The 13,001-nt window shown below is 49.3% G+C and carries 15 protein-coding genes and 1 pseudogene; all 16 read left to right on the top strand.

Annotation, left to right across the window (positions count from 1 at the left end; translation table 11 throughout):
* Window positions 1–118 precede the first annotated feature (118 nt).
* Entirely contained in the window at window positions 119–1,444 is a 1,326-nt protein-coding gene (locus QMA13_RS22105) for an LLM class flavin-dependent oxidoreductase (RefSeq protein WP_282935896.1), read from the top strand.
* Between the two features lie 45 nt (window positions 1,445–1,489).
* A pseudogene (locus tag QMA13_RS22100) lies at window positions 1,490–2,010 on the top strand (GNAT family N-acetyltransferase).
* Between the two features lie 3 nt (window positions 2,011–2,013).
* The gene (locus QMA13_RS22095) at window positions 2,014–2,856 is read left to right on the top strand and encodes an amino acid ABC transporter substrate-binding protein (protein WP_282935895.1); all 843 of its coding nucleotides are present in this window, start codon (window positions 2,014–2,016) and stop codon (window positions 2,854–2,856) included.
* Between the two features lie 24 nt (window positions 2,857–2,880).
* Window positions 2,881–3,552, top strand: coding sequence for an amino acid ABC transporter permease (locus QMA13_RS22090; protein ID WP_028552852.1), 672 nt, complete (start codon window positions 2,881–2,883; stop codon window positions 3,550–3,552).
* A 10-nt stretch (window positions 3,553–3,562) separates the two neighbouring features.
* Window positions 3,563–4,294, top strand: coding sequence for an amino acid ABC transporter ATP-binding protein (locus QMA13_RS22085; protein ID WP_282935894.1), 732 nt, complete (start codon window positions 3,563–3,565; stop codon window positions 4,292–4,294).
* 58 nt (window positions 4,295–4,352) lie between these two features.
* Window positions 4,353–5,510, top strand: a complete 1,158-nt coding sequence (locus QMA13_RS22080; protein ID WP_282935892.1) for an amidohydrolase — start codon at window positions 4,353–4,355, stop codon at window positions 5,508–5,510.
* The gene (locus QMA13_RS22075) at window positions 5,507–6,868 is read left to right on the top strand and encodes an MmgE/PrpD family protein (RefSeq protein ID WP_282935890.1); all 1,362 of its coding nucleotides are present in this window, start codon (window positions 5,507–5,509) and stop codon (window positions 6,866–6,868) included. Before QMA13_RS22080 ends, QMA13_RS22075 begins: the two co-directional genes overlap by 4 nt.
* Window positions 6,869–7,149: 281 nt before the next feature.
* Window positions 7,150–7,806 carry an ethanolamine utilization microcompartment protein EutL gene (gene eutL / locus QMA13_RS22070; protein ID WP_282935888.1) on the top strand — a complete coding sequence of 219 codons (657 nt, stop codon included), beginning with the start codon at window positions 7,150–7,152 and terminating at the stop codon, window positions 7,804–7,806.
* Window positions 7,807–7,862: 56 nt separating this feature from the next.
* Window positions 7,863–8,309 (top strand): BMC domain-containing protein, encoded by a 447-nt coding sequence (locus tag QMA13_RS22065; protein ID WP_282935887.1) that lies wholly within the window; start codon window positions 7,863–7,865, stop codon window positions 8,307–8,309.
* A 15-nt stretch (window positions 8,310–8,324) separates the two neighbouring features.
* Entirely contained in the window at window positions 8,325–9,821 is a 1,497-nt protein-coding gene (locus tag QMA13_RS22060) for an acetaldehyde dehydrogenase (acetylating) (RefSeq protein ID WP_282935886.1), read from the top strand.
* Window positions 9,822–9,903: 82 nt separating this feature from the next.
* Window positions 9,904–10,191, top strand: coding sequence for an ethanolamine utilization microcompartment protein EutM (eutM, locus tag QMA13_RS22055; protein WP_028552846.1), 288 nt, complete (start codon window positions 9,904–9,906; stop codon window positions 10,189–10,191).
* Between the two features lie 5 nt (window positions 10,192–10,196).
* On the top strand, window positions 10,197–10,985 hold the full coding sequence (gene pduL / locus QMA13_RS22050) for a phosphate propanoyltransferase (protein WP_282935884.1): 789 nt from the start codon (window positions 10,197–10,199) through the stop codon (window positions 10,983–10,985).
* A gap of 4 nt (window positions 10,986–10,989) precedes the next feature.
* Complete coding sequence (locus tag QMA13_RS22045) at window positions 10,990–11,871, top strand: hypothetical protein (RefSeq protein WP_282935883.1); 882 nt, start codon at window positions 10,990–10,992, stop codon at window positions 11,869–11,871.
* 12 nt (window positions 11,872–11,883) lie between these two features.
* Window positions 11,884–12,162 (top strand): EutN/CcmL family microcompartment protein, encoded by a 279-nt coding sequence (locus QMA13_RS22040; protein ID WP_282935882.1) that lies wholly within the window; start codon window positions 11,884–11,886, stop codon window positions 12,160–12,162.
* A gap of 11 nt (window positions 12,163–12,173) precedes the next feature.
* Window positions 12,174–12,515 carry a BMC domain-containing protein gene (locus tag QMA13_RS22035; protein ID WP_282935881.1) on the top strand — a complete coding sequence of 114 codons (342 nt, stop codon included), beginning with the start codon at window positions 12,174–12,176 and terminating at the stop codon, window positions 12,513–12,515.
* Window positions 12,516–12,519: 4 nt separating this feature from the next.
* Entirely contained in the window at window positions 12,520–12,972 is a 453-nt protein-coding gene (locus QMA13_RS22030; RefSeq protein WP_282935880.1) for a EutP/PduV family microcompartment system protein, read from the top strand.
* The last annotated feature ends 29 nt before the right edge of the window (window positions 12,973–13,001 follow it).

Raw genomic sequence — 13,001 nt, 5'->3', positions numbered from 1 at the left:
TTTTAGTTTCAGAAATGTCGAACTATTAGATGAACTGTCGAAATTGTAAATTAATAGTTAATTAACGCTTTAATTCCTAGTATTTCAATCTGATAAATAGTAAGGAGCTAGATCATCTATGACTAACGAGAAGAAGCATTTGAAAATCGGTGTGTTCTTGGCTGGAACAGGCCATCATGTTGCATCCTGGCGTCATCCGAAAGCTCAAGCTGATGGGAGCATCAACCTTGATTATTTCAAGGAGTTAGCCAAAACGGCTGAGCGCGGCAAGCTGGATATGCTGTTCCTTGCGGATAGCTTATCCATTACAGCGGATTCTCATCCGAACGTGTTGGCACGATTCGAGCCGTTCACCCTGCTGGGTGCGTTAGCACAGGTTACGAGCAAGATCGGCTTAGCGGCAACAGCTTCCACAACGTATAGCGAGCCGTTTCATGTTGCGCGCCAATTTGCTTCTCTCGATCATATTAGCGGTGGCCGTGCAGCATGGAATGTTGTGACCTCTTCCATTGAACTGACGGCACTCAATTTCAGCAAAGAAGAGCATTTGGAACACAGCAAACGCTACGAGCGAGCGGAAGAGTTCGTTGATGTAGTCAAAGGCCTGTGGGATTCATGGGAAGAGGGCGCACTCATCAGAGATAAAGAAGCCGGGGTCTACTTCACGCCGGACAAGCTCCACGAGCTCAATCATAAGGGAGAGTTCTTCTCGGTTCGCGGGCCATTGAATGTACCTAGACCACCGCAAGGACATCCGGTTGTAATTCAAGCAGGGTCTTCCGAGCCAGGACAGCATTTGGCAGCCAAGACAGCCGAGCTGATCTTCACGACACAAAATAATCTGAAGGATGCCCAAGCCTTTTATAAGAGTGTGAAGAGCAAAGTCATCTCCTATGGTCGAGCACCGGAAGAAGTCGGCATCATGCCAGGCATATTCCCTATCATTGGTGAGACTGAAGAAATAGCCAAGCAAAAGTATCAAGAGCTGCAGGACCTCATTATTCCTTCTGTCGGGTTGAAAATATTATCCAGCTACTTGGGAGGGTTTGATCTATCGCCTTATCCATTGGATGGGCCATTGCCGAATCTTGAACATCTTGAAGTGAATGCGGTCAAAAGCCGCTTCGAATTAATCAAAGAGTTAGCCAAACGGGAAAACTTCTCGATAAGACAGCTTTATCAATATATTGCAGGATCTCGCGGGCATCACATCTTTGTTGGTACCCCGATCCAATTGGCAGACAAGATGGAAGAATGGTTTACACAGGGGGCTGCCGATGGCTTCAACCTGATGCCGCCGCTGCTGCCTGAAGGATTGGAACTGTTCGTCGATCAGGTCGTTCCGATATTGCAAGAACGCGGATTATTCCGCACGGAGTACGAGGGAAGCACACTAAGACAGCATCTAGGTATTCCTAAACCGGCTAATCGTTATGATAAATAAAGCATTTTTCAAAATACGTTATTCGAAAAAGAGAGGTGCATAAGAATGACGACATCATTCAGACTAGCAACAGAACAAGATGCGCCGGAGCTTCAGATTTTATCCCATGCGGCATATGAACCGATCCGTCAGTTGGGCATACATTTTACGGCTGCAACCGCGGATTTGGAGACCGTGAAGACGAATATTCGCAACAACGCCTGCTATGTGATGGAAGAGGACGGTAAGATTATCGCAACGGTATCGGTTAGAATGCCGTGGGGTCTCCAGCCCGGTCCTGCAGGAGTTCCTCATATTTGGTGGTTTGCTGTAGACCCGATTCTTGGTAAAAAGGAGTGGGTTCAACCTTACTGACCTGGATAGAGGAAACGGTTATTCGGGATACGTTAAAGTCGCCTGCCGTAACTCTGGGTACTGCGGATAAGCATCCCTGGTTAATCGAAATGTATGAGCGTAAAGGATACAAGCGTATAGGTGAAAAGGATTTGGGTAAAGGACATATCACAGTGTTCCTTCGAAAAATTTTGCGAGCCGATCTAATTCAACCAAACAACAGAGGAGATTAATAGATGAAAAAGAATAACAGAAAGCTTTGGACAGCAGCAGTCATGATTACTTTATTATTCGTATTAGCGGCATGCGGTACTACATCCAAAAATCAACCGGCCACAGGAGCTGCAGGAGGCACGAACTCGGCTGCTCCACAAGAAGAGAAAGTACTGCGTGTCGGCGCAACGGGCCAAAGCTATCCATATGCTTATAAAGAAGATAACAAGCTTCAAGGGTTCGACGTAGAGGTGGTTGAAGCAATTGCCAAGAAGCTCGGCTACAAAGTGGAATGGCAGCTGACAGAGTTCAGCGGTGTTATGGCACAGCTGGAGCTGGGCAAGCTCGATACGGTATCTAACCAGGTCGCTATTACTCCTGAGCGTCAACAGAAATATGATTTCTCCCAAACCTATGCTTATGCAGGCTCTCAGGTTGTCGTTAAGGAGAGCAACAATGATATTAAATCCGTCGCCGATTTGAAAGGCAAAACGGTAGCGGTTGTTCTAGGCTCGAATCATGCCAAAAACCTTGAAAAGCAGGATCCAGACAAGCAAATCAAAATTAAAACCTACGAGTCCCAAGAAGGAACGATGAACGACGTAGTTTATGGTCGTGTGGATGCTTATGTGAACAGCCGGAACGTTCTGCTGGCGCAAATTAAAAAGAACAAGCTGCCTCTGAAGCTTGCAGGTGAGCCTTTCGTCTATGAAGAAGTTGGCTTCCCATTCGCTAAAGATGAGAAGCATGCCAAAATTAGAGAAGAATTCAATAATACACTGGACGAGCTTCGCAAGGACGGTACTTTGAAAACATTGTCCGAGAAATATTTCAGCGAAGACGTTACAGTTAAAAACGCAAAATAAGATTTTAGGCGGTGTGTGAAAGAGATGAACTTTGATGTACAGGCGATGTTGGGAGCTTTTCCAATCCTAATCAAATATATTCCGATCACGATTATGATGGCGGTTGTGTCCATGATTTTCGCAATTATTATGGGCTATGCTATCGCAATGCTGACGAAAAATAGAACTCCGGTTATTTATCAATTGGCATCGTTGTATTCGTCTTTTTTCCGTGGAACACCGACACTCGTACAGCTTTTCCTGATTTATTACGGTCTTCCGCAATTGTTTCCGTCATTTAGCGCTATGGATTCTTTAACGGCTGCCATTATCGGATTGAGCTTGAAAAACTCCGCCTATTTGGCTGAAATTTTCCGGGCAGCGTTAAATTCCGTGGAAAAGGGGCAGTTGGAGGCGTGTTTGTCCGTAGGGATGACGAAAGCTCAGGCTTTCCGCCGCATCATTTTGCCTCAAGCGATACGCAATGCGATACCTGCTACAGGAAACACATTTATTGCCTTGGTTAAGGAAACGTCGCTTGCGTTCACGTTAGGTGTGGCCGAGCTGTTTGCGGAAGGTAAAATGATTGCAACGGCGTCCTTGAAATTTTTCGAGACGTATTCGGCTATCGCTATTGTGTACTGGGTGTTGACCATCATCTACAGCTTCCTGCAGGAGCTGCTGGAGCGTAAACTGAGCAAACCATATAAGAGCTAGGAGGAGCCCGATGATTAAAGTATCGAATTTGCATAAAAAATTTAAAGATCTCGTCGTCCTTGACGGAATAGATATCGAAGTTAACCGCGGTGAAGTGGTAGCTATTATCGGGCCGTCCGGCTCAGGGAAGTCTACACTGCTGCGCTGCCTCAATCTGCTGGAAACTCCGGATGATGGAGTGATCCAGATTGGCGAGGCTACCTTAAATGCTAAGAGCTATTCCCGCAAGGAAGCTCATATGCTTCGCCAGCAAACAGCGATGGTGTTCCAAAACTATAATCTGTTCAAAAACAAAACGGCTCTTCAAAATATAACGGAATCGTTGATTGTTACGAAGAAGATGAAAGCGGCTGAAGCTAAAAAAATCGGAGAAGCTTTATTGGAGCAAGTGGGTCTATCAAGTAAGGCAGACAGCTACCCCATTACTTTATCCGGCGGCCAGCAGCAGCGTATTGGTATCGCCAGAGCATTAGCTGTGAATCCTCATGCCATATTGCTGGACGAACCGACATCAGCTTTGGACCCTGAGCTGGTATCCGAGGTGCTTCAGGTTATTAAAGGGATTGCCGAGAGGCAAACGACCATGGTGATTGTCACCCACGAGATGGCTTTCGCACGTGAGGTAGCAGATAAAGTGATTTTCATGGCTGACGGCCATATTGTAGAGCAAGGAACGCCGGAGGAGTTATTTGAAAATACGCAAAATGCTCGAACCAAGCGGTTCCTACAGCAAATCGGATAAAGACGGGCTTCCATTGGGGAGCCCGCTTTTGGCTATCTTGGAGTAAAGGGGAATAACGATGAACATTTCAGATAATAACTTATCCGCATTGCAAAATAAATTGGTTCAAATGCGACGTGAGCTGCATGAGCATCCCGAGTTATCTTTGGAGGAATTCGAAACGACGAAACGTATACGCAGCTGGCTGGAAGAAGCGGATATTCCTGTCGTCGATTACCCAGCCTTACAAGTTGGAGTCATCGCAGAAATTGTAGGGAATCAACCAGGTCCTACTATTGCCTTGAGGGCAGATATCGATGCTCTTCCAATAAAAGAGCAGACAGGCTTGCCATACGCTTCGAAAACGGACGGAAAAATGCATGCCTGCGGTCATGATTTCCATACAGCCTCCATGATAGGAGCGGCTCTCCTGCTTAAGGAACGCCGCAAGGATTTGAAGGGGACGGTTCGGTTTATTTTTCAACCGGGGGAAGAAGTGGCGGCTGGAGCTAAAGTGGTGGTTGCCGCAGGCGCACTAAACGGGGTCGAAGCCGTATTTGGAATGCACAACCGACCGAATCACCCGGTAGGAACGATTGGGGTTCGTCAAGGTCCTTTAATGGCTAGCGTGGATCGCTTCGAAATCGATGTCATTGGCGTTGGCGGACATGCAGGCATCCCTAATAACAGCATTGATCCTATAGTTACTGCAAGCTTGATAGTGAGTGGCTTGCAATCGGTCATTAGCCGAAATATCAGCTCGCTCCACAATGCGGTAGTCAGTGTATGCCGGATTCAAGGAGGGACGGCGTGGAATGTCATTCCGGATAAAGTAACTCTGGAAGGTACGGTCAGAACATTCCAGCAAGAAGCGCGCGAGGCCATACCTCAGCTGATGAAACGGATGGCTGAGGGTGTCGCAGCAGGCTATGGAGCCCGAATTGATTTTCGCTGGTTTCCTTATATTCCGATGGTGAATAATGATGCGAAATTTACGGAGATCGTGTCTGAGGCTGCAACCGAGCTTGGTTATAAGATCGTGGAGGCCGAGCAGACCTTGGGCGGAGAAGACTTCTCCGTCTATCAGGAGCAAGTGCCCGGTTATTTTGTTTGGATGGGGACGAGCGGAATCGAAGAATGGCATCACCCTGCATTTACGTTGAATGAGGATGCGTTGGCGGTGAGTGCGAATTATTTCTCCCATCTAGCGATTAAAGTGTTGGAGGAGTGGACATGAGCGAGAATAAATTAACCCTATCATTGGCTGAGCGGATTCTTCAATCCCGTCCGGAATCGGACGAAAAGGCGATGCTTGCCGCACGCATGGGATTGATCGATTACTTGGCTTCCTCGTTCGCCGGACGACAGGATACAGGGATCGCCAAGCTTTGGAGCATCGTTGATTCAGAGGGGGGGCATGCTGTCGTTCCCGTTGTCGGCCAGGACAGAAAGGCAAGCCCTCGTCAGGCAGCGCTGTTGAACGGATTTATTGGCCATGCTCTCGATTACGACGATGTTCATTCCGATGTCCGAGGGCATCCGAGCACAGTCATTCTGCCGGCTCTTATTTCTGCAGCTTCCACTAGCATTGCAGTGGGAGGCGAAAGACTGCTGGCATCCTACATTCTCGGCGTGGAGACTATGGCGAGATTTGGTAAATCCATTGGTTCAGAGCACTATTTGAAAGGCTGGCATAATACTTACACTTTGGGAGTGATTGCTGCTGCTGTCGCAGTCGCTTATTTAAAGAGCTTCACACAAGAGCAGCTCGAGAGAACGATTGGATTTGCTGCGACACAGTCGAGCGGGCTCCGTAACCAATTCGGCACGGAAGCAAAGCCACTTCACGCCGGCATGGCTGCACAAGCTGCGCTGCTTGCTGTGAGTTTGGCGGAAGTAGATTTTGGCGGAACACGCACCTCCTTAGACGGCAAAAGCGGTTATTTCGGTGTGTACGGAAATCTGGAGCTGGCTGAACAGACATTACTGGAAGGCTGGGGACAGTCTTGGAAAATCGTTGAACCTGGCTTATGGTTCAAAATTTATCCGTTCTGCTCAGCGGCTCATCATGCGGCAGATGCCGTCGTACGTCTTGCGGAGCAGCATAGCTTTGACCCTAGGGATATCGAGCAAGTCGATATCGTGTTTCCAACAGGCGGAGATGCCGCTTTGATTGAAAGAAATCCTCGAACAGGCGAGCAGGGAAGGTTTAGCGTGGAGTATGTGACAGCAGCGGCACTACTTGGGCTCCCATTATCGGTAGAAAGTTTCACTAACGCAACTATTCCCAAGCATGTGTTGGAATGGCTGCCTCGCATTCAAAGAAGCTACGATGATACAATTGAAGCAGCACCACATGCTGTTCCAAAGGGGCGATTTACTATTGTTAAGATCACAGTTAAGAATGGTGAAAGCTATTCTGAACGTGTAGACTGCCCAAGAGGAGCACCAGGCAATGCCTTGTCGCTGGAAGACCTGAAGCAGAAGCTGGAAGGTTCGCTATCTTATGCTCCCGAAAGTGCTTCTGCTCTATTGAAGACGATTCTGGCTCTTCGATCGGAAACGGATATGCAGACACTCCTCCATCAGCTCTAGGGAGTTAAACAGAATAACTGCTGCAATGCGAGCATATGATGTAGCATAAACAGCAGCCAGGAAATTTCGAAAAAAAACGTGATATAACAGCGATGATAACGCTTGCAAAAATAAGATGTCCCGTTTACAATCAAGATAACAGCAAAAAAGAATAGCTTCTCAGGCAATGGTGCCTTGGGCTCGGATAGATGCGACTGTAGTCACATCTATCCGAGCCCGGGCATCTTTTTGTTTTTTATCGGCAGCTTGCTGCGATTCATTCAAGAAGAAGAGGTGAAGGAGTGAGACAACAACCGATACGCGCCGTCCCGCTCGCCGTCAGGATTATCCCTAATGTGGACGCAGGATTGGCTGCAAAGCTGGAGCTGATGCCGCATATCCGCAGCATCGGGCTGCTCACGTCAAGCATTGATGACGTAGGCTACACGGCGATTGATGAAGCGACGAAGAATGCTGCAGTCGAAGTCGTTTACGCCAAATCCTTCTACGCCGGCTCAGGTCATGCGTCAGGACCTCTATCCGGAGAATTTATCGGTATGCTGGGCGGTGAGACGCCAGCTGAAGTGAAGAGCGGTCTGGACGCGGCTATCGCACTGATGGAAAACGCAGCCTGCTTTTATTCCCTCAACGACGAGGGAACTCATGCGTACTATGCTCATGTGGTTTCCAGAACAGGTTCTTACTTATCGAAAGTAGCAGGCATCAAAGAGGGTGAGCCGTTGGCGTATTTGATTGCACCTCCTCTGGAGGCTGTGTATGGCTTGGATGCGGCTTTGAAGGCTGCGGATGTAACGGTATGCCAGTTTTACGGTCCTCCAACGGAAACGAACTTTGCAGGGGGATTGCTCACGGGCAGCCAATCTGCCTGCAGGGCTGCGGCAGACGCATTTGCAGAGGCGGTACGGCTTGTGGCGAGCCAGCCGGTTAAATATGGTTGAAAAGCGGGTGATCGAACGTGAGCCTACAATCAAGTTATAGCAAAATGGCATTGGGAATGATCGAAACCTTAGGGGTTCCCGCTCTGATTGCAGCGGCAGATGCAGCTGCCAAGACGGCGGACGTCCAAGTGACCGCATACGAGAAGGCGGATGCCGGAATTGTAACAGTCTACATATGGGGTGACGTGTCATCCGTCAAGGCAGCAGTGGAAGCAGGCGAGGCGGAGGCTCGCAAAGTGGGACAACTTTTGTCTGCACATGTTATTGCGCGACCGGACGTTACAGTCGCCACTATGCTAGAACGGCTTCGTTCGGACGAGAAGAAGACTGAAGGAGACGGACTTGAACCTGTCGCGCTGGATGTGGAGACGTTAACCAAGCTTTCCGTTCAGGAGCTAAGGGAGTTGGCTAAAAATACTCCCGGATTTCCTTTAGCGGGTAGGGAAATCAGTGCAGCCAACAAAGCCGATCTTATCCGTCTGCTCACAGAGCTTAAGGAATGATGGGAGGAGTGCGGCATGAAGCTTGATCCGGATTTACAATCCATTCAGGAGGTAAGGCACTTTCTTCAAGAAGCCAAGGCTGCTCAGAAGCAGCTGGAGGCGATGTCTCAACAGCAAATTAACGCTATGGTTGAATCGATGGCCCTAGCAGCGGATAGAGAAGCGGAACGGCTTGCCGCACTCGCTGTTGAGGAAACCGGCTTCGGCAATGCGCCTGATAAGGCGGCAAAGAATCGGTTCGTAGCCATGAACGTCTATGAAGCGATCAAGGATATGCAAACCGTAGGAATTATAAAAAAAGACGAGCAGCTTAAAGTATGGGAAATCGCTCAGCCAGTCGGGATCATCGCTGCCATCATACCTTCCACAAATCCGACCTCAACGGTACTTTTCAAATGTATGATCTCCATCAAGTCGCGCAATGCCATTGTGATCAGTCCTCATCCATCGGCACTCCGCTGCTCACAGGAGGCGGCAATGCTTATGCAGCAGGCGGCGATAGAAGCAGGGGCACCGGAAGGAATCATCCGCTGTCTCACTCAACCAACACTGGAGGCGAGTGCAGAGCTGATGAAGCATAAGCTGACGGATGTCATTCTTGCCACAGGCGGTACGGCGATGGTAAAAGCAGCATACAGCTCTGGAAAGCCAGCTTATGGTGTTGGGCCTGGCAATGTTCCGGTTTATATTCATTCGAGTGCAGATATTCCAAATGCCGTCAGGTTAATAGTACAAAGCAAAACGTTTGATTATGGAACGATTTGCGCCTCAGAGCAAGCATTGGTCGTGGATCAGGCGGTGAAACCTCAACTGATTCAAGAATTGAGGCATCAGGGCGCCTATTTTTTGAACGAGAAGGAAAAACAAAACGTCGAGTCGATTTTGATGATTGGCAAAGGCTTGAATCCAAAGGTTGTAGGCAGATCACCGGGGGTCATTGCTGGCATGGTAGGCATCTCCATCCCCTTGGAAACGAAAGTAATGATTGCTGAAGAAACAGCAGTCGGCCCAGCCCATCCTTTTTCGATGGAGAAGCTGAGTCCATTGTTGGCTCTCTACACGGTGAGCGATTGGAGGGAGGGCTGTAAGCGATGCAAGGAGCTGCTGGAGCTGGGCGGACTGGGTCATACACTAGGTATTCACTGCGTGGATGAGACGGTCATCGAAGCGTTCGGTCTGGAGAAGCCTGCGTCACGAATTGTGGTCAATGCGGGCACTACGTTCGGCGGCATAGGAGCGACGACGGGCATTATGCCATCTTTGACACTCGGATGTGGATCGTTCGGCAACAATATTACTTCAGACAATATAGGTCCGCAGCATTTGTTGAATATAAAGCGTCTTGCGTTCGGAATACGCGAGATGGTTCCTTCAGGACCGACCGAGGCTTCTTCAGCCGAGGCGATAGAGCAAGCGGTGGAATCCATTCAAGCACGGAGCAAGCTGGGAATTTCACGCGAAGAAGTGATGCAGCTGGTCAAAAGCGTACTAGCTGAGATGCAATTGCAATAAATTGGGGGCTTTGCACAGCAAAGCCTGCTTCGGAAGCTTGGCAGAGAGGCTTTCAGCAAGCAAATAAAAGGAGGCTATTCAAATGGCAGGAGAAATGGCGGCACTAGGAATGGTGGAAACGAAAGGGTTGGTTGGATCCATCGAAGCAGCTGACGCGATGGTGAAGGCAGCAAATGTTAAGCTGATCGGCAAGGTACATGTCGGTGGAGGACTTGTGACAGTTATGGTACGAGGGGATGTCGGCGCGGTTAAAGCAGCGACAGATGCAGGCGCGGCCGCAGCGGAGAAGATCGGAGAGCTTGTCTCCGTTCATGTGATCCCACGACCTCACACGGATATTGAATTCATTCTTCCGAAGCTTGAAGGCTAACGACTATGGCGCTTATCACGGAATCCGGTCTGCGAGCTCAGCTGGCCAGAGGCATTCCGAATCCTTTTCCCGTCAACGAGGAGGATAAGCTGACTCCGGCCGCAGCGGACTTTTTGAAAAGCAGGGGCATCCCGATTCAAAGAAATAGGACGTCTAGAGTATCCAGCAGCACACCGAGTGTAGTGGATAAGGAGCTCCAAATCCCCGTTGGCGTATCGAACCGTCATGTCCATTTGTCAGAGGAGCATGTCGAGCTGTTGTTCGGCAACGGATACCGGTTGACTCCTCTAAAGGAACTGTCTCAGCCCGGACAATTCGCAGCCCGGGAGACGGTTACTTTGGCAGGACCCAAAGGGGTGATTCCTCAGGTGCGGGTGCTTGGGCCATCCCGTGGAGCATCGCAGGTTGAAATATCTCGGACGGACGGGTATTTGCTCGGAATTCATCCTCCTGTGCGTCTCTCAGGACATTTGCAAGACACACCGGGAATCGTTCTGATCGGGCACAAACAAATGGTAATGCTGCCTGAAGGCCTCATCGTCGCCAAAAATCACGTCCACATGTCGGTGGAGGATGCTAAACAATTTCAGGTGGAGCAGGGTGACCGCCTTATAGTACAAACTGCAGGAGATCGTCCAATTCTGTTTGCTGATGTGGTAGTTCGTATTCATGAGCATTATTCGCTTGAACTTCATTTGGACACGGACGAAGCCAATGCTGCACAGCTAAGCACGGGGCAACAGGTAAGGGTTATAGGCCGCAACGGGGACATCACGCACACCATAAGGGGGTGAGAGAATGCGGACGGAATGGAAGCAAACGGTTGAGTCGATTATTCGGGAGATCCTGCTGTCGATGCAAGGGGATACAGTTAAGCCTCCTAAGGTTTTGTATGTCTTTTGCGACAGTACAGCTCATGAAGCGTTCACGGATCATTTTATTCTGCTTGCGAATCACGGCATTTGCCACGATATTTTATTTCTGGACGGAGAGACTTCATCTTGGCTTGGCCTGCATAAAATTGAATGTGGAGGACGAGGCAAAATTATCACTTCCGACGAATTCGCTCCTGCTCCCTTGGAGGTGCCGCTGGAATACGATGGCATCGTCATTCCAGAGATTGATCTGGACAATGCGGGGAAAGCGGCTGCGGGATTAAAAGGAACGGTCAAGTCCGAGCTCATCTTATCAGCCCTGCTCCTGAACAAATTTGTTTTCATCGGGGATGATGTTCCTGGCATCAAAAGAGCGGATCGTCGAACCTTGCAAACATTGACACTACCGAAGCCCTATCAGACCTTATTCGATCGATATAAAAAAGAGCTGCAGACGCTTGGAGTGGAATTTGCTCCGCAAAAGCATTTAGCCGAGCGGGTAGTGAGTCAATGCTCGAATCGCTCTAAAGAGAAGATAATCGTTGTCGAAGCAGCAGTTCCTACCTTTCAAAAGGCTGCGGTGGAAGAAAACAAAAATGTTGGAAATGAACAAAACGATACAGTCGAAGGAAGCGGAACGATCACTTTTGAAGGACGACTGATGAGTGCGGATTGGGTTCAACAGCAGGTAAGGAATGGAACAGTGGTTAGTATCGTAATTAACAAACGGACCCTTGTGTCTCCCCTGGCCAGAGATTTGCTGAAGGCAACGGGTGTAGAGCTGCACTACGCAGATCAGGGATAAGGAGGGAGGCAGATGTTTCTCGGCAAAGTGATTGGTAGCGTATGGGCAACTCAGAAGGAAGAAGGAATGGACAACTTGAAGCTGATGGTCGTTCAGCCGATTGACTTCAAGCACGTGGAGTCCGGGCAGACGGTGATCGCCGCCGATCGGATTGGAGCCGGCGTCGGCGAGAAGGTTATCGTATCGCGGGGAAGTCCCGCACGAGTGCTGTTCAATGGCAAAATGGTACCGATCGACGCCATGATCGTCGGGATTGTGGACAGCTTCGAGGTTACGGACGACGTGGAATAAGGAGGGCGGACATGGAACAGCCAAAGCAGCGGGTGATACAGGAATACGTGCCGGGCAAGCAGCTTACGTTGGCTCATGTAATTGCCAACCCGGATCCGGTGTTATATACAAAGCTGGGCATTGAGAATGCAAATGCTCTTGGCATAATGACACTGACCCCGACGGAAACGGCAATCATTGCCGCAGACATTGCGACGAAAGCGGCTAACGTAGACATTGGATATTTGGATCGCTTTACTGGCTCGCTTGTCATCGTCGGAGATGTATCTGCAGTGGAAATGGCGATTGAGGCTGTAAACAGCTTTTTGCATGAAAAGCTGCAGTTCTCCATTGCCCCGCTGACGAGGTCGTGACGAGATGAAAAAAGTGATGATTATCGGTGCCGTAGGCGCCGGCAAATCGACGCTGGTTAAAGCACTGTTCGGCGAAAGTCAGCCTGCAGCTAAGACCCAGAGCCTTGTTTACCGGGAATGGCTCATTGATACACCCGGTGAATATACCGAGAATCCGATGTACTATCGCTCCTTAATGGCTACTTCTCATCAAGCGGCAGCGATACTGCTGGTTCATGATGCATCAAGAACAAGAAACTATTTTCCTCCGGGATTTGCTGGGGGATTCCCAATACCAGCCTTTGGCGCAGTTACGAAGACCGACCACCCTAATGCCGATCCCGCCAAGGCGATGTCTCTGCTTAGACAATCTTTGCCTCAAGGGGAAATTTTCTTGACCTCTTCGGCAAGAGGTGAGGGAATAGAGGAGTTAAAGAATAGACTGCTGCCTATCGTGTATCCGGAAAGCAAGAATTGAGTGGAAGTTGAACAAGTTTTTTCTAAGAG

It is taken from the genome of Paenibacillus sp. RC67 (genome assembly GCF_030020805.1).
GTDB lineage: Bacteria > Bacillota > Bacilli > Paenibacillales > NBRC-103111 > Paenibacillus_S.
The sequence above is the reverse complement of the archived record's forward strand: the minus strand, read 5'-3'. Positions and strand labels throughout refer to the sequence as shown.